We start from the raw sequence: 17,203 nt of genomic DNA on the forward strand, positions 1-17,203 counted from the left end.
CCGCGTCCCCTGTGACGACATCCGAATCACCGACATCCATAGCACCGGCGCGTTCCTTCGTGAAACGCGCCGGTCTCTTCCTGGTTCGCTGGACGTACCGTCTGGTCGGCCTCGTAGTGATCGTCAGTGCCCTCGTCATCGCCTTTGCCCAGACGCAGATCTTTCGCGACTGGTTGCGCACCTATGCGCTGAGTGCGCTGAACGGCGCGCTCGATGGCAAGGTGGCCTGCTCCGATATCCGTATCGACATCTTCCGGGGTATCGTCCTCGACCGGCCACAGCTCTATGCCAACGGCACGACCGTTCTGGACGCCGCAGAGTTGCGCGTTGCCTACGACCTCGCTCCGCTCGCGCGCAGCGTCATCGCCGTCAATGAAATACGGTTGCTGCGGCCACGGATATTCGTCGTGCGTACACCGCGCGACTCCGTCTGGAACGTGTCCAGGATCGCCAAACCTTCGGCCGATACCACGACCTCGGCACCGCCCGACATCTTCATCGCCCTGCGCAGATTCGAAATCGTCGACGGTACGCTTCTCGTCAATGACGCCACGGTGCCGTGGCCCGACGGGAAGCACTTCGATCCGATGCACCTGCATGTCGCCGATCTGCAGTTGCGCCTTTCGGCCTATGCCGCGCTGAAGGACCAAGATATCTCGCTCGCCATCGACCGCCTGGCCTATCGCGATCTTTCCTCGCCGTTCGTGCTGGGAGACTTCGCGCTCGCGGCCCATGTGACGCGCAAGGGTATCGACATTCCGATGCTGCAGATCAGACTGCCGCAGACCGACGTATCGGTACGCGCGGCGATGCAGGACGTGAACATCTTCGAGGGCTTCACCGACAGTACGCTCCGCAAGCATCCCGTCGTCGGACAGGTCACGACCGAGCGTATCCAGGGAGCTGATCTCGCCTTCTTCCTGCCGGACATCGTCCTGCTCGACAGCTACGGCATGACGGCCAACGTCACGTATTCCGGTCAGGCCGTACGTGTGAAGAACCTGGTTCTCACTGCCGGTGACGCGCGGATCAATGGCGACGTCCTGGTGGATCATCTCGATGGAGCCAGGCCGCTGGCGCTTGATATCAAGCTCGAGCGTTCCACGGCACGATACGCCGACATCCGGCGACGTCTGCGCTTCGTTCCTCTGCCGGACCTGCCGTTCCTCGGCACGGCGAAGATGGATCACGTCCACCTCCGAGGTGAACCGTCGGACAGTCTCTGGTTCGAAGTCCATGGCGAGGATCGTCCGGGACGCGTCGACGGTGCGATGACGCTCTATCTGAACAAGCCGAAGCTTGGCTATCAGGTCGACATGAACATCCGTCGCGGTCAGCTCGGCGTCTTCATGCCCGCCGACACCACGATATCGACCGATCTCAACGGTCGTGTGATGATGGTGGGGAGCGGTACGACGCTCACCGATCTGAGAGGGACGACGCAGGTGGAACTGGACGTATCGACCATCCTCGGACGCACCGTGCGTTCCGCGCGGACGATCATCCACGCCGACGGCGAAGGAGAGCTTCGTATCGATACCATGTTCGTCAACCTCACGCCATTCAAACGCGACTCGCTGGACAGCATCCTGGATATCGGCAACCGTCAGCAGATGGCCGCCAGTGGGGTGATGCACCTGGGAGACGTGGCGCATCCGAGATATACGCTCAACGTAACGACCGACGGCCTCGATCTCGCGACCCTGTTCCGCGATCCGTCCCTGCCCTCGAGAATGACGGCCGTCCTCGACATCGACGGCCAAGGCTTCGAACTCGACAGCATGATGGGGAGAGTCGCCATGAGAATGAGCGAGTTCGCTCTCGACGACAGGGCGCTTCTGCCGTTCTCCGCGACCGTGGACCTGCAACACGATGGCGATATGCGATCGTTCACGATGCGTTCGGCCATCGCCGACGTGGATATCAGAGGACGCTTCGTTCCCACGACGCTGATCGGTGCCATTTCGGAGACCATCACGACGGTGGCCGATGTCGTGATGGACCGTGCGCGTCACATCGTCGACAAAACCGTCGACATACGTCGGGCCGAACCACTGAAGAGCCCCGTCGACGTCACGGTTTCCGCCGACATCCGCGATGCGTCGATCTTCAATGCATTCATCCCGGATATGAGCGTCACGTTCACGGGTGTGGTGCGCGGACGTCTCGCAGCGGGCATCGATACGGTGATGGTGGACATGGATACGGTCGACGTCGTCGATCTCGGGATCCAGGCCAAGGGCCTCAATATTTCGAGTGATCCCGCATCGTTGCGCACGAAGGTCCGTCTTGCCGATCTCACCGTACGGCCTCGCGTCGCCGAGTTCTCCATTACGGGTACCTGCGATTCCGTCCTCTACGTCAACGATTTGATGCTTCGCTATCCGTTCGTCGAGATCCGTCTCGTCGGTGATACGGGGGATCTCAGGGTCTCGACCGGCATCAACAGGATGCAGGCATCGCTCGGCGCCCGTCTCGAATTCAGCGAGGGGAGCAGCATCATGCATGTCGATACGGCCGGCTTCGTCCTCGACCGCGATGCAGGCCTGGAATGGCGTACGATACGATTCGCCGACGTCACCGTCGTCAACGGAGTCTATACCGTCCAGGGCCTTTCCTTCCAGCGTGCCTGGGGCGAGACCGTGAGCGTGAACGGATCGTTCTCGCCGACGGTCTTCCGCGATACGAAGATCGAGATCGACAACTTCCCGATGCGCGACATCTCGAGGTTCGTGGCCCTGCCGCAGGGCCACCCTGTACGATTGCTCCAGGGACTCGTGAACAAGGCGACCATCTCGCTCACGGGATCGTGGGAAGAGCCGCTCATCGACGTCGTCATGGACGCGACGAACGTCGCCTACAACCAGGAAGTCATCGGAACGCTGCATACCGAGCTGCGCCACGCCGGCCGGAACGTTTCGGGCAAGGCGACCATCGTGAATCCCAACCTCAAGCAGAAGGTGGAGGCGCTCGTTCTCGACGTCAATGCCGTGCCTCTCGACCTCGGCCTGAAGAACGTCGAATCACGCTGGGTCGATGGCCGTCCGATCGATATCCGCCTGATCGCCAACAAGCTCTCGCTCGCTGCCGTCGAGCCCTTCCTGCCCGCCATCGAACGGGTGAGGGGATCCGCCGACGCCGTGATCACCGTGGAAGGCACCGTGCCGAACGATGTGAAATACGGTGGCAGCGCCCGGTTCAACAACATCTCGTTCGTGGCCGCGCCCACGAACATATCCTATCGTGCCGATGGCGTTCTGCGTCTCCAGGGCAGCGAGCTGATCTTCGATACGCTCGTCGTGCGGAACGTCTCGCGTGACATGCCGGGCGGCATCGCCAATGCCACGGGCACGGTATGGTTCGACGGACTCTCCGTCGACCGTATGGACTTCACGGTCCGTACACCCGGTATCGTCGTACTCAACATGCAGTCCCAGGCAACGAGCCCCGACGTCTACGGAGACCTGCGCATCGCCAGCGGCAGCAGTCCGATACGGTTGCACGGATCGCTGAATGCGCCGAAGCTGGAAGGGGACATCAACGTCCTCTACGGCGACATCATCTTCCCGAAGGAGCGTTCGACGACGAAGCGGCGGTACACGTCGGCCGACTATCTGTCCGCCGATGACGTGGCGCGACAGAAGTACGGAAGCATCGTCGACTATGTACGGCCCGCCACGCGCGTGCCGATCGACACCCTGCAGGACGATACGTCGTCGATGGCGCTGACGACGAAGAACGTCCAGGACGTGGTGGATCGTTCCGTCCGCGTCATGTCGGGATCGTTCGCCGACATTCTCGAATACGACCTCAATATCTCGCTCAATGGCCGTATGCTTCTGACGATGGTACTCGGCATCACGGAAATCCTCATCGCCGATCTCGAGCTCGCCGATTCGCGGAGGCCGCTGACATTCACGGGGTCCTTCGGTACGGCCACGAATCTGCGGGGCAAGGTGCGGGTGAAGGAGGGCACGTCCACGTACAAGTTCTTCAAGTCCTTCTCCGTGAGTGGAATCCTGAGCTTCGACGAAGGGGGAATGACGAATCCATCGCTCGACCTTCTCGCCGTCTACCAGGACAGCCGCTATATGGACAAGAGTCAGGGCGGCGTGAGCCGCGAAACGTTCCGCGTGGAGATCGTCATCACCGGCACGAAGGAGCGGCCCAATACGAAGTTCCGTGTCTATCGCAACGACAGGCAGGTCACGGGGGATTCGGCCAAGATCGCCGGTGACGCCATCATGCTCATCCTCGTCGGCCGTACGCAGGACGAATTGTTCGCCAGTGGCCAGGGCAATCTCGTGAGCGAGGTCAATGCCAGCATGAGTGCAGTGGCGACCAGTGCCCTGGGAGATATTCTCAGTGGCGTAGGGGGAATCGTGCAGAATGCACAGGTGGATCTCGGTTCGGATATCTCGCAATCGCGTCTGACGCTCAGCGGTCAGCTCTTCGGCAACGTCTCCTATCGTGTGTCGGGTGCCATCGCGGATTTCTCGGGGAACAGTACCTTCACCGTCACCGTACCGCTCAGTGTCTTCGGCGATGCCGAAGCGCTCAAGTTCTTCATGCTCGACTTTTCCCGAAGCGTGAACCAGACGGGGAACATCACCCGTCAGCAGCGGGATTGGGAAATCAAGATCGGGGCACGGTTGCCCTGACGGGCCGGAACCCGTCAGGGACGATTCTATCTGTCGTTACAGATCCTTCAGCAGCTCGCGTGCGATCACGATGTGCTGGATCTCGCTCGTGCCTTCGTAGATCTCGGTGATCTTGGCATCGCGGAGATATCGTTCGACGAGGTATTCGCGTACATAGCCGTATCCGCCGTGCGTCTGGATGGCTTCCAGGGCCACTTCCACGGCCGTCTTGGATGCGAGGAGCTTGGCTTGTGCCGCGGCTTTGATGTAGTTCTGATGCTGATCCTTCATGAAGGCGGCGCGATAGACCATCCATCGTGCGGCTTCTACCTTCGTGGCCATTTCGGCGATCTTCATCTGGATGGCTTGCAGCTCGGCGATGGGCTTGCCGAAGGCCGTGCGTTGCGTCGAATAGCGCAGCGCCGCTTCGAAGGCTCCCTTCGCGATACCGAGAGCTTGTGCGGCGATACCGATGCGACCGCCATTGAGCGACTCCATGGCGATCTTGAAGCCCTGGCCTACTTCACCAAGGACGTTCTCGTCGGGCACGAAGACGTTCGTGAGACCGATCGAACACGTGTCGCTCGAGCGGATACCGAGTTTGTCTTCCTTGAGTCCGGGCTCGAAGCCTTCCGTCGCGCGTGGAATGATGAAGCAGGTGATACCGCGATGCTTCTTCTCGTAGTCGGTCTGGGCCATCACGAGATAGGTGCTGGCCGTGGTGCCGTTCGTGATCCAGTTCTTCGTGCCGTTGAGGACCCAGCCGCCGTCCACCTTCGTCGCCGTCGTATGCTGTTTCGTGGCGTCGGAACCGGCTTCCGGTTCGGAAAGACAGAAGGCGCCATGAACCTGTCCACTCGCGAGGGGTTTGAGGAAGCGTTCCTTCTGGTCGTCGTTGCCGTAGGTCTCGAGACCCCAGTTGACGAGGGAGTTGTTGACGGACATGACGACGCCGACGCTCGCATCGACGGCGGAGATTTCCTCCATGGCGATGACGTAGCTGAGCGCGTCGAGACCGGAGCCTCCCCATTCGGGAGATACCATCATGCCGAGAAAGCCCAACTCGCCGAGTTTCTTCACGATGTCCGTGGGAAACGTGCCCTTGATGTCACGTTCGACGGAGGTTGGTGCGATCTCGTCCTGCGCGAACTGGCGTGCGGTCTGACGGATCATTTCATGCGTTTCGGAGAACTGGAGCGAGAACATGGGCTGGACACCTTGGTTCAGGATACTGTGCACGTACTGAAGGGGGGCAAATTTACGGGATTTCCATGTATGTGGTGTGTAGGGCGGGCAGGTGTTCGGCGAGGTCCCGGAGATAGTGTCCTGGCGGGAGAATGGCATATTGCCGAAAACAACATGCGACTCGGAAAGGTCAACCTGATGATATTCTCCACAGGAATCGGTACGAACGTACGGGAGCTCATCGAAGGGCATATCGCCAGCCAGCCTGAATCGAAGCAGCGCGACATGCGGACGCTGCATACGCTCATCCTGCAGGCACTGCCAGGATGCAGGCTATGGTTCGATGATGGCAAGGACGGTGACGACAAGACGATCACCAACCCCACCGCAGGATATGGACTGCATACCATTACCTATGCCGACGGAAGCACCAGGGAGTTCTTCCAGATCGGGATGAGCGCGAACAGCACCGGGATCTCCATCTACATCCTCGGAATCAAGGACAGGACGTATCTGGTCCGGACCTATGGAAAGGGGCTGGGCAAGGCGAAGGTGACGGGGTACTGTATCCGGTTCCGGCATCTGGCCGATATCGACACCGGGGTTCTCGAAGCGGCCATCCGCGACGGAGTCGGGATGACGAGCGGAACGTAACGTACCGTTTGGCGTGGCCTTATCGGGCCGTGCGTGGCGTGGGAGCAGGAGCGATCTGGCCCAGCACGACGGCCCTCGATGCACCCGTGACGGAGGGGATGTTGCCCGGCAATCCCTGCAGCGTGCGCCAGCCGAGATAGGCGAAGCACATCGCTTCTTTCGCATCCGGCGAGATGCCGGCGCCGGCGCTCGACATGATGGAGCACGATGATGGCAGGTGATGGGCGATACGCTCCATCAGGTAGGAGTTGTGGACGCCACCGCCGCTGACGATGACGTCGTCGGTCGTCGGCGCATAGCGTCGGATATGATCAGCGATGGACCAGGCCGTGAGTTCGGTCAGCGTGGTCACGAAGTCTTCGGATGGCGTGGAAGGGTGCATATAGCGCCGATACCACGTGGCCACGAGTTCGTCGTTGAACAGCTCGCGTCCCGTACTCTTCGGCGGTTCTTCGGCGAAATAGGGGAGTGTCTGCAGTTCTTCCAGGACCCTGGTCGCGATCCTGCCTGCGCGGGCGATGGAGCCGTCGTCGTCGTATCGCTTGCCGAAGGTCACACGTGCGGAGGCATCGATCAGGACGTTGCCCGGTCCCGTATCGAAGGCACGGATATGATCGGCTGCCGATGGATCGAGGATCGTGATGTTGGCCATTCCGCCGATGTTCAGGGCCACGCGTCTGCGCGTGGCATGATGGAGCATCGTACGGTCGAACATCGGTACGAGCGGGGCACCTTGTCCGCCGGCCATGACGTCGGCCGTACGGAAATCGCTGATGACGGGAAGGCCGAGGAGGCCTGCGAGGGCCGTGCCGCTTGCCGCCTGGAGCGTCGAGCCCAGCGTGTGCCTGCCGATGGAATGCGGCTGGGGAGCGTGCCACAGCGTCTGACCATGGATCGCCACGGCTTCCACACCATCGAGGTCGAGGCGACGGATGGCATCTGCATAGTCGCAGGCGAGGGCGATGGACAGGTCACACCATTCCTGTGCGGTCAGCGACTCGGTCAGGGCACGTTCCACCAGCTCCTTCGTGGGAGCGGAATAGTCTGCGGTAATGAAGGATTGCAACGTCACGACGTCATGCAGGCCATCGCCTTCGACATGACATCGTGCGACGTCGATACCGTCGAGTGACGTACCGGACATTACGCCGACGATCAGCATCGTTGCAGGTACCGGGCTCAGTAGTCGGTGACGATAAGATCGCTGCGGCGAACGTCGCCGCTGTCCTTACCGAGGTTGATGAGCTGCGGCTTGCTCTGGGCGACCTTGTCCTGGATGAACATCAGGGCCTTGATCAGGGCTTCGGGGCGTGGAGGGCAGCCCGAGACGTAGGCATCGACCGGGAGGAACTGGTCGATGCCCTGTACGACGGGATAGCTGCGGAACATACCGCCCGTGGACGTACAGACGCCCATGGCGATGCACCACTTCGGATCGGGCATCTGATCCCAGATCTTGCGTACGACCCAGGACATCTTGTAGGTTACCGTACCGGCCACGATCATGAGATCGGCCTGGCGCGGAGAGAACGAGAAGCGTTCGGAGCCGAAGCGCGACGAGTCCATGCGGGGGCCGCCGAAGGCCATCATCTCGATGGCGCAGCAGCTGATGCCGAGAGGCATCGGCCACAGCGAATTCTTCTGTGCCCAGGCAATGGCGGCTTCGATGGTGGTCGTGACGAAGCCGTCGCGTTGGATTTGATCGTTCAGTCCCATCGGAGTGCACCCTTTCTGATCACGTAGAGATAGCCGGAGAAGAGCAGAACCATGAAGAGGATCATGGCGCTGAAGCCGTACATTCCGAGCTTCTTGAATTGCACCGCCCACGGATACATGAAGACGATTTCGATGTCGAAGAGGATGAACATCATCGCCACGAGATAGAACTTCACGGAGAAACGTTCACGTGCCGTCTTCACGGGTTCCATCCCGGATTCGTACGTGGACAGTTTCTGGCGTGTGGAACGGCGCGGCCCGAGGTTTTCGCTCAGGAAGATGTTGCTGATGCCGAAGATGACCCCTATCAGGATCATCACCATGAGGGGGATGTAGGTTGCTACCATGCGTGATGCCATCGTTTGGTGATCGTGGCAAATATAGCCCCTTGCAACCAAATGGATGCAAGCGTTCTCGTTGCCGGACGGCTTCGCTGTATCTTCGTGTCCATGACAGAACTATTCTCCGTCGAAGCAGGTCCCGTAGCCACGCTTGGCTACATGATCGTGGATCCGTCCACATCGACGTCGGCCGTCATCGACGTTCCCTACGGCGCGGCGCGGACCTTCCTCGACGAGGCACGGCAACGGGGCTGCCGCATCACGCACATTCTGCTCACGCATACCCACTGGGATCATACTGCCGACGTTTCGGTCCTCGTCGAAGCCACGGGGGCACGCGTCGTCGTCCATGCCGCGGATACCTATCGCCTGACCGATCCGATGGCCCATACCGTCTGGCCATTGCCCTTCGTCATCGGAGCGGTCACTCCCGACGACTTCGTGGATCAGGGTGACGCGATCGATGTCGCCGGATGCCATCTGCGCATCCTGCATACACCCGGTCATACTGAAGGGGGCATCTGCTTCGTCGATGACGAAGCAGGACGGGCCTTCGTGGGTGATACGCTGTTCCGTGAGAGCGTCGGAAGGACCGATCTTCCGGGTGGCGATATGGACACGCTCATCGCCTCCATCCATGATCGGCTCATGCCCCTTCCCGACGCGATGACGGTGTTTCCAGGCCATGGTCCGTCCACTTCCATCGGCCATGAACGACTCATGAATCCATTTCTCTGAAAATGAAAATCTTCTCATCCATCCTTCACCATCTCATCATCGACCGCAGGATATTTTCGCGTGTCGCTCTGATCGGGCTGGCGGCTGCAGCAACCGCCTGTTACTCGTTCCGTGGCGGGTCAGTACCTGACCACCTCAAGACGTTGTCCATCGCCTCGGTGGTGGATAACAGCGGGTACGGCAATCCGGAGTTTCGCGAATTCTGTACGGAAACCCTGGTGCGCCGCTTCCGGAGCGACAACTCCCTACAGTTGGTCGATGACAATGGCGATGCTCGGCTGTCACCCATCATCGTACGTATCCAGGACAGGATCCTGAACGTACAGAACGGTGATCGCGAGAACCAGCGTCGTATCGTGGTGGCGGTGGAGGTCGAATACTTCGACGCGGTCAAGAACAGGCAGGTCTGGAAGCGTACGTTCGAGAACTTCGATGTCTACGACGTGAACGCAGCGACTGCCGACCGCGAACGGGCGGTGCATGAAGCCATACGGCGCATCGTGGACGACATCCTTCTCGCCGTGGTATCCGACTGGTAGGGGATACAGGGACGCTACTACCGGTCACTATCCATCTCACTTCTCCCCGGCGGAGGTTCGGAACCAATTATGGAAGATGTGCTACTCCTTGCCTACTTCCTTTCGCTGTGCGTATTGTTCGCGTTCGGACTGCACGGCCTCGTCATGATCTACTACTACCACAAGACCCAGAGGGTGCGCCACGAGCCGGCCATCGATATGGAACATGTGCCCGTGGTGACGATCCAGCTTCCGGTCTTCAACGAGATGTACGTCGTTGACCGCCTCGTGAAGGCGGTATGCGACATCGACTATCCGAAGGATCATCTCGAGATTCAACTTCTCGACGACTCCACCGACGAAACGGTGGAAGTCTCCCGCAAGCTCGTCGCCGAATACTCGGCCATGGGCTTCGACATCAAGCATATCCACCGCGTGGACCGCACGGGCTTCAAGGCCGGTGCCCTGAAGGAAGGTCTCGACAAGGCCAGGGGTGAGTACGTCGCCATCTTCGATGCCGACTTCGTTCCGAAGTCCGACTTCCTGAAGAAGACGCTGCCGTATTTCCATGACGAGAAGATCGGCATGGTCCAGACGCGCTGGGAACACCTCAACGAAGAGTATTCCTTCCTCACGCGTGCCCAGGCCCTGGCCCTCGACGGTCACTTCGTGATCGAACAGCAGGTGCGCCACAAGGCAGGCTTCTTCATCAACTTCAACGGTACGGCCGGACTCTGGCGCAAGAGCACGATCATCGACGCCGGTAACTGGCATTCCGATACGCTCGCGGAAGATCTCGACCTTTCGTACCGTGCCCAGTTGCGCGGCTGGCGCTTCGTCTTCCTGAACGACGTGACGTCCCCCGCCGAACTTCCTGCCGATATCAATTCGCTCAAGACGCAACAGTTCCGCTGGACGAAGGGCGCCGTGGAAACGGCCAAGAAGCTTCTGCCGAAGGTATGGTCCAGCTCGCTGGCGCTCAAGGTCAAGCTCGAGTGCACGGTCCACCTTACGAGCAACATCGTCTTCCCGTTCATCCTGCTCGTCGCCTTCCTGAACGTACCGCTCGTCATCATCAAGAATGAAGTCGCCGGCTACGACAGGGTCTTCAGCTTCATGTCGATCTTCGTTCTCGCTTCGATCTCGACGTTCCTCTTCTATCTCTACGCCCAGCGCGCCATCCATCTCGACTGGCGCCGCCGCCTGCTGCTGTTCCCGGTCTTCATGGCCGGATCCATGGGCTTCGCGGTGAACAACAGCCGCGCCGTCGTGGAAGCCATCATCGGCAAGAAGAGCGAATTCAAGCGTACGCCGAAGTATCGTATCGTGGAAACGGACGATGACTGGAAGAAGAAGAAGTACGTGCAGAAGAAGATCGGCTGGGCCGTTATCGTCGAACTCCTGCTCGCCTCGTATTTCGTCTTCGGTATCGCGATGTCGATCAGCTATCTCGAAATCGCTGCCATTCCGTTCCAGTTGATGTTCCTGTTCGGCTTCGGTACGGTAGGCATGCTGTCGCTCCGTCACGCCCTGTCGCGATAACGGGTCGTGGTGCTCCGGCAGATGGGTCGGACGATACTGATGGCAGGACTCCTGACGATGCTCTGCATCGCATCGGTGTCCGGGCCGCTGACCGATTCCACACGGATGCAGCTTACGGATCTGCCGACGTTCCAGGCCGCGGCCATCGCCCTGGCTCATGATGAAAATCCATACGATCATGCGGTACTCGTCAAGACCATGACGGTACCGCATGGTCGTTTTCGTATCTACCCGTACGTCTATACGCCGCTGCTGGCCGCGATGCTCGGACCGGTGGCATCTCTCTCCACGGCACATCTGCAGACGGCATGGTTGCTGGCTCTGTGCGCCGCAGCGGGCATGCTCGTGACGTTGTCGTTGCGGCTGCTGCGCGAATCGTCGTTCGCAGGCGCACGCGTCGCAGTCTGGATGGCGTCGCGGCCACCGTGGCAGGAACTACTGCTGGCCGTCGGTATCCTGGTGGTGATGCCATTCCATACGGCCTTCATGAACGGTCAGATCGAAGCCGTCACAGCACTCGGAGTCGTGGGTACGCTGCTTCTGCTGGCGCACGGAAGGACGATTCCTGCGGGCATCCTGTTCGCTGCAGTGCTCGTTACCAAGCATGCTTCGATCGTCCTCGTGCTCTACTTCGTCATCCGCGGTGAATGGCGGTTCATCGGCATCGTAGCGATTGCGGCCGTCGTCATGGTCCTTGGTTCGACCTTCCTCATCGGTGTCCGGCCGTGGCTGGACTTCCTCGCCTTCGTGCGGACGTTCGATGCGGCCACGGCGGCTTCATGGAATCTGCCCGTCGACGGTTCCTACAACCTGTCCATTCCAGGGCTTCTTTCGCGTATGGTGATTCCGGCTTCGACGGCGATGAAGACGCTGCCGCTCGTTCTCGTGCTCGCGCTCGGTACGGTGGTATGGGTATTCCGCAGGACGTTGGCCGGGTTGACGCCTGCGCTCGTCTATGCCGCCGTAGCGCTCTCCGCATCGCTCATCATGCCGTACACGTGGTCCCACCACACCCTGTATGCATTGCCCGGTATCGTCGTTCTGTGCGTTCTTCCCGTCACCGGACGTATGACGAATGCATATCGACTTCTCCTCCCGTGTGCCGTCGCACTGATCTTCTGGTCCATTCCTGGAATGATGATCGATGGCCATCTCCGTGGGTTGCTCGGTCTGACGTCGGCGGCACCCATGGCGACATTCGTCACGACAGGCATGGTAGGTTTGACCGTCCTCTGTATCATTGTCGCTCTCCGTCAACAAACATCTACAATACCCTTACCTTCATGAAGCTCGTAACATGGAATTCGGGTGTCGGCGGTCGTGCCGGCCTCTTGATCGACAACAGGATCATCGACGTCGCGGCGGCATATGCCCTGGCCCACGAACAGGGGACAGGATCGCTGCCGTCATTACCGACGACGGTGATCGACATCCTGCGTCTCGAAGAAGCGGGAATGAACGACCTTCGTGCCCTGCATGCCTGGTGCACGGCCCGCGGTGCCGCTGCACTGGCAGCGGTGGCTGCGCCCGCCGACGCATGGCTCATGGCTCCCGTTCCTCATCCGTCATCGATGCGTGACGGCTATGCATTCCGTCAGCACGTCGAAGCGGCACGCCGCAACCGTGGCCTCGAGATGATTCCGGAATTCGACGAGATTCCCATCTTCTACTTCACCAATCACCAGGCCGTCTATGGTCCGGGCGACGTTCCCGTCCAGACGCTGCACTGCAACCAGCTCGACTTCGAACTGGAATGTGCGATCGTGATCGGGAAGAAGGGGAGGAACATCAAGGCTTCGGAAGCGGACTCCTACGTCGCCGGTTACATGGTGATGAACGACTGGAGCGCTCGCGCACTGCAGATGCAGGAAATGAAGCTCAACCTCGGTCCTGCGAAAGGAAAGGATTTCGCGACGTCGATCGGGCCCTGGCTGGTGACGCGCGAAGAACTCGCACCGCGCCGTATCGAGACGCCGAACGGTGAGACGTATGACCTCGTGATGAAGACCGTGATCAACGGTAAAGACGTCGCCCTGGGCAACCTGAAGGACATGTCGTGGACGTTCGCACAGATCATCGAGCGCGCCAGCTATGGCGTGACGCTTCATCCGGGTGACGTCATCGGATCGGGAACGTGTGGCACGGGCTGCTTCCTGGAACTGAACGGCAGCAAGGTCTACGATCCGGCATGGTGGCTCAAGCCCGGCGACGTCGTGGAATGCTCCATCGACATGCTCGGAACGTTGTCCAACACCGTCGTTCTCGACGAAGGACGCTGATCAGCGCAGAATGGTGAACGGGGCGGTGCGGAAGCGCCGCTCCGCATTCAGCACGATGACGTATCTGCCATTGGCGAGTGCACCGCACGGAATCGTCCGTTCGCCGATGCCCGGCTGCAGCTCGCCGCTCATGGCGAGGCGGCCATCGATACCGAAGATGGACCATGTTCTTTCCTGGTCGTTCGGTGCCGTATCGATGAGGATCAGGGTTCCATCGGCATAGCGTGCCTGGAGCGTGGAAGGTGTCGAGGGCCGTTCATCGACTCCGACGGATTCGTCGAGGACGTAGAGGCCGACGCTCGTGCACATGTAGAGTCTGCGGCCGATGCTGTCCCAGCGTATCGACCATACGTTACGGATCGTATCTCCTACCTCGTTCGTTCCCCAGGGGATTCCTTCGAAGCGTGTCCACGTCTTTCCGCCGTCGGGCGAACGCATGACGATACTGTCGCCCTTGATGATCGTCTCCTGCGTGAACAGGCGGAAGCCGCCAACGATGATGTCGTCGTCCACGCCGTTCGCGGCAGGGCGTACATCCACTGCCCACCAGCTTGTATCCACTCCGGCCGTCTGACGCCACGTGGCGCCACCGTCCGTCGTCTGGAGGATACCGCCGTTACCTGTGATGTTCAGCTCGTTGGCGATGGCCGATACGGCATAGCCACGCCGGGGATCGGTACTCGAGAAGACGATCTTCGGAATCTCCGAGTCGGGGAAGAGAGTCGTTTTTCCCGGTGCCACTTCGGTAGGATGGAAGGTTTGCCCGCCGTCGTCGCTGCGCAGTATCCTGCCGCCGATGCAGCCGAGGAATATGATATTGGTGGAATCGGGGCGGAGGGCCATCGTGCAGATGCGCGTCGTGATGTCCTTGCCTACCGTGCCGATCGAATCCCACGTCGCGCCGTAATCGTCGCTCCGATAGAAGGCGTTCGATCCGGCACCGCGTGCGGCGAACATCCTTCCGGGAGAAGCGGGGTCCTCCACGATGGCTTCGGACACGTACCACATGCGGATGTTGTTGGTGTCGTTCAGTGCGCGTTTCCAGGTCCTGCCACCATCATCGGACCTGCGGATACCATCGAACTGGTAGCCTCCGATGACGATGACGTTCGTATCCGTGGCGCTGACGACCATCGACGTCAGGTAGTTCTCCGCGGCCAGGCTGCCGATCGGGACGATTTCCCAGCTCTTTCCGGCATCGTAGGAACGCAACAACTGATTGGCCCAGTTCCCCACATAGAGATGGTCGGGATTGAGGGCATTGATCTGGATCGTATACGATTGATAGGGGAAGAGGAGCTTCCAGCGTTGCGCCGTCATTGATGTGCATGCGAGAAGCAGGACCAGTGAACGTATGAGCCAGCGCGACATCATGACCATATCCGTAAAAAAGAAACGGGCAACATTGCTGTTGCCCGTAGTTTACAAAATTTTGATCTGCGGCGATCCTTACTTCACGACGACGAGGGGCTTCGTGATACGTGCACCATCGACCGTCAGCGATACGTAGTAGGAACCTGCGCTGATCGTAGCTGCGTTGATCGTCAGACCATGGACACCGGTGTCCATGGAACCGTTGGCCAGCGTGCGGACCTTGTTACCGAGAACGTCGTAGAGTTCGACGGCGACCATACCCGGGCGATCGAGCGTGAACGTCACTTCCGACGCAGACGTCGCGGGGTTCGGCGTTACGCCATTGAACTTGAACGAGTAGTTGATCGGATTCTGTTCTTCGACCGACGTGGGGTTCTCGGCATCGAAGTTCGAATAGCGGATGGTGTTCGGCGTGCGATAGTCCATCTGCGTTTCGAGCAGGATGTCGGGCAGTGCCTGCAGACCAGGAGCGTAGGGCGACTGCGCGTTGATCTGGGCCTTCGTGATACCCTGGCTGTAGATGACCGGAACCTTGTTGATCGACTTGATGACGGCAGGGATACGCGTGCCCTTGTCGTACTTCGTGTCGTTCGTGATGTTGACGGCGGGGCTCCAGCTCGTAGAGCCGGCCTTGCGGTACGAATAGTACATGTCCGTCGTCATCATCGAATCGAGCGTACCCGTGTTCCAGCGGTTGTTCTGCTGATCGAAGGTAGCGATGTTGACGGGCGAAGCGAAGCGGAACATGCCGTGTGCCGGGTTCTCGTCGATCCACTTCACGAGCAGGTTACCTGCGGCGTCGCGAGCGACTTCCACTTCGTGACCTTGAGGATTGCCATCGTAGTTCGACGTCCACGTAGCACGGGCTGCACCGTCCGTACCGCCGGAGATGGAGTCCTGGCGCGACGTGATGATCGGGAAGCCATTGATTTCGGCGATGCGGCGGATACCCCATGCGCCGGACTTGTAGTAGGCTTCGACGATGTGGATGTTGGCCCAGCGGTTGTCCTGGACTTCACCGACACGCATGATGTACGACCATTCGTTCTCACCGGTGACGGTGAAGGCATCCTGTTCGTAGGCACCGACCAGCTGGAGCGTACCCGTCCAGTTGGCTTCCGTACGATAGGCAGTCAGAGCCGAAACGGGGAGGCGGTTCCACGTGGTCCACGACGTACCGCGGTCATCCGAGATGGACACGGCGGGAACGCGGTTTTCCTGATCGTCGGCGAAGATGTTGTTGACGGCTGCATACGTGCGGCCATCGGGATCCGTGCTGATGTGGATCTGTGCGTTGTAGCTCGAGGCCGGATTCGGTGACGGGCGGAAGTTCGAGACGTCCCATTGCGAGGGCATGGACGACGTGACGAAGTCTTCGCTCGAATAATCGAAGGCGAAGACGCCGTAGGCGCCGTACTGGGCATTGCCCGTACCGGTACCGAGTTCGCTGGCGAAGAAGGTGACAGGGTTGGCGCCGCCGGACGTGGCGATCGTGCCGTAGTTCCACGTGTAGCCGGCCGTGTTACCGTTTTCCGGTCCTTCGAGCGGGAATTCGAACGGATCGCCCGTCGTCTTGATCAGCGAAAGCTGTGACGTACGCGACCAGTTCGGGCCCGGATACGTGAAGCCGTAGAGGAACCACATCATCTTCGTGGGATCCGATTCGTCGTTCGGATTGGCGACGGCGAAGGACGGCATGGCGAAGACGACGTTGGACTTGTCGAGGATGCGGCTTTCCGTCCACGATGCACCATCGTTGGTGGAGACGTGGAGTTCTACCTGACCACCGTCGAGAGTGTTGTTCGTGAAGCGGCGATGGTTCTGAACGAGGAACAGGGCGCCGGACTTGGGCTCCTGCACCAGTACCTGGTGGATCGTGAAGGTTTCGAACTGCGGGAAGAAGTCCGTTTGATACATGTCCTTATACGAGAGAGCCTGCGTGGAAGCGGCGTTGTTCTTCTCGAGCGGGACGCGGACGGGGGCTTCCGTCATCTTCACGTTGTTCAGAATCGACTGGGGACTGTTCGTACGCAGCCCGGGATTGACGCGCACTTGTGCCGCCAATGTACCGCATGCGAGCATGGCAGCACTGCCTGCAAGCAGAAGCGATCTCTTCATTAGAGGTCTCCGAAGGTTCAGAAAAAGATACTCAGGATGTTAAGGTTCTGGGTAGGGACTGCAAATGTACGCAGTTCGCGGATTCTCCGCTGAAGAAC

At 59.9% G+C, this 17,203-nt stretch carries 13 protein-coding genes; 7 read left to right on the plus strand and 6 right to left on the minus strand.

The window, feature by feature from the left end:
• The first annotated feature begins 11 nt into the window (after nt 1–11).
• The gene (locus tag BGO89_00545) at nt 12–4,661 is read left to right on the plus strand and encodes a hypothetical protein (GenBank protein OJX61123.1); all 4,650 of its coding nucleotides are present in this window, start codon (nt 12–14) and stop codon (nt 4,659–4,661) included.
• 36 nt (nt 4,662–4,697) lie between these two features.
• Here BGO89_00545 and BGO89_00550 read toward each other — a convergent pair whose 3' ends face one another.
• Nucleotides 4,698–5,846, minus strand: coding sequence for an acyl-CoA dehydrogenase (locus BGO89_00550; GenBank protein OJX61353.1), 1,149 nt, complete (start codon nt 5,844–5,846; stop codon nt 4,698–4,700).
• Nucleotides 5,847–6,023: 177 nt separating this feature from the next.
• Here BGO89_00550 and BGO89_00555 point away from each other — a divergent pair, with 177 nt between their 5' ends.
• Entirely contained in the window at nt 6,024–6,479 is a 456-nt protein-coding gene (locus BGO89_00555; GenBank protein OJX61354.1) for a hypothetical protein, read from the plus strand.
• 19 nt (nt 6,480–6,498) lie between these two features.
• Here the strand turns inward: BGO89_00555 and BGO89_00560 are convergent, their stop codons facing one another.
• The 3 genes from BGO89_00560 to BGO89_00570 are packed head-to-tail and all read right to left on the minus strand — an operon-like array spanning nt 6,499 to nt 8,542.
• A complete protein-coding gene (locus BGO89_00560) occupies nt 6,499–7,641 on the minus strand; it encodes an anhydro-N-acetylmuramic acid kinase (GenBank protein OJX61124.1) in 1,143 nt (380 codons plus the stop codon).
• A gap of 17 nt (nt 7,642–7,658) precedes the next feature.
• Nucleotides 7,659–8,195: an NADH-quinone oxidoreductase subunit B gene (locus BGO89_00565; protein OJX61125.1), complete on the minus strand. Its 537-nt coding sequence runs from the start codon at nt 8,193–8,195 to the stop codon at nt 7,659–7,661.
• On the minus strand, nt 8,186–8,542 hold the full coding sequence (locus BGO89_00570) for an NADH-quinone oxidoreductase subunit A (protein OJX61355.1): 357 nt from the start codon (nt 8,540–8,542) through the stop codon (nt 8,186–8,188). Before BGO89_00570 ends, BGO89_00565 begins: the two co-directional genes overlap by 10 nt.
• Before the next feature lie 102 nt (nt 8,543–8,644).
• On the opposite strand from BGO89_00570, the gene BGO89_00575 reads away from it, so the two are divergent.
• The 5 genes from BGO89_00575 to BGO89_00595 all read left to right on the plus strand — a co-directional run bounded on the left by BGO89_00575 (nt 8,645) and on the right by BGO89_00595 (nt 13,613).
• Complete coding sequence (locus BGO89_00575) at nt 8,645–9,274, plus strand: hypothetical protein (protein OJX61356.1); 630 nt, start codon at nt 8,645–8,647, stop codon at nt 9,272–9,274.
• 2 nt (nt 9,275–9,276) lie between these two features.
• Nucleotides 9,277–9,813: a hypothetical protein gene (locus BGO89_00580; protein OJX61126.1), complete on the plus strand. Its 537-nt coding sequence runs from the start codon at nt 9,277–9,279 to the stop codon at nt 9,811–9,813.
• 69 nt (nt 9,814–9,882) lie between these two features.
• Nucleotides 9,883–11,334 carry a glycosyl transferase family 2 gene (locus tag BGO89_00585; protein OJX61127.1) on the plus strand — a complete coding sequence of 484 codons (1,452 nt, stop codon included), beginning with the start codon at nt 9,883–9,885 and terminating at the stop codon, nt 11,332–11,334.
• A gap of 6 nt (nt 11,335–11,340) precedes the next feature.
• Nucleotides 11,341–12,621, plus strand: a complete 1,281-nt coding sequence (locus tag BGO89_00590) for a hypothetical protein (GenBank protein OJX61128.1) — start codon at nt 11,341–11,343, stop codon at nt 12,619–12,621.
• Complete coding sequence (locus BGO89_00595) at nt 12,618–13,613, plus strand: hypothetical protein (protein OJX61129.1); 996 nt, start codon at nt 12,618–12,620, stop codon at nt 13,611–13,613. Before BGO89_00590 ends, BGO89_00595 begins: the two co-directional genes overlap by 4 nt.
• On the opposite strand, the gene BGO89_00600 is transcribed toward BGO89_00595, so the two are convergent.
• Nucleotides 13,614–14,993 (minus strand): hypothetical protein, encoded by a 1,380-nt coding sequence (locus BGO89_00600; protein ID OJX61130.1) that lies wholly within the window; start codon nt 14,991–14,993, stop codon nt 13,614–13,616.
• 69 nt (nt 14,994–15,062) lie between these two features.
• Nucleotides 15,063–17,105: a hypothetical protein gene (locus BGO89_00605; protein OJX61131.1), complete on the minus strand. Its 2,043-nt coding sequence runs from the start codon at nt 17,103–17,105 to the stop codon at nt 15,063–15,065.
• Nucleotides 17,106–17,203: the final 98 nt, after the last annotated feature.

The organism is Candidatus Kapaibacterium thiocyanatum, from assembly GCA_001899175.1.
Taxonomy (GTDB): Bacteria; Bacteroidota; Ignavibacteria; order Kapaibacteriales; family Kapaibacteriaceae; genus Kapaibacterium; species Kapaibacterium thiocyanatum.

Excerpts from the sequence above, each read along its gene's own strand:
- BGO89_00550 (OJX61353.1), bottom strand. The coding sequence starts at position 5,846 with ATGTTCTCGCTCCAGTTCTCCGAAACGCATGAAATGATCCGTCAGACC.
- BGO89_00555 (OJX61354.1), top strand. The coding sequence starts at position 6,024 with ATGATATTCTCCACAGGAATCGGTACGAACGTACGGGAGCTCATCGAA.
- BGO89_00560 (OJX61124.1), bottom strand. The coding sequence starts at position 7,641 with ATGCTGATCGTCGGCGTAATGTCCGGTACGTCACTCGACGGTATCGAC.
- BGO89_00565 (OJX61125.1), bottom strand. The coding sequence starts at position 8,195 with ATGGGACTGAACGATCAAATCCAACGCGACGGCTTCGTCACGACCACC.
- BGO89_00570 (OJX61355.1), bottom strand. The coding sequence starts at position 8,542 with ATGGTAGCAACCTACATCCCCCTCATGGTGATGATCCTGATAGGGGTC.
- BGO89_00575 (OJX61356.1), top strand. The coding sequence starts at position 8,645 with ATGACAGAACTATTCTCCGTCGAAGCAGGTCCCGTAGCCACGCTTGGC.
- BGO89_00580 (OJX61126.1), top strand. The coding sequence starts at position 9,277 with ATGAAAATCTTCTCATCCATCCTTCACCATCTCATCATCGACCGCAGG.
- BGO89_00585 (OJX61127.1), top strand. The coding sequence starts at position 9,883 with ATGGAAGATGTGCTACTCCTTGCCTACTTCCTTTCGCTGTGCGTATTG.
- BGO89_00595 (OJX61129.1), top strand. The coding sequence starts at position 12,618 with ATGAAGCTCGTAACATGGAATTCGGGTGTCGGCGGTCGTGCCGGCCTC.
- BGO89_00600 (OJX61130.1), bottom strand. The coding sequence starts at position 14,993 with ATGGTCATGATGTCGCGCTGGCTCATACGTTCACTGGTCCTGCTTCTC.
- BGO89_00605 (OJX61131.1), bottom strand. The coding sequence starts at position 17,105 with ATGAAGAGATCGCTTCTGCTTGCAGGCAGTGCTGCCATGCTCGCATGC.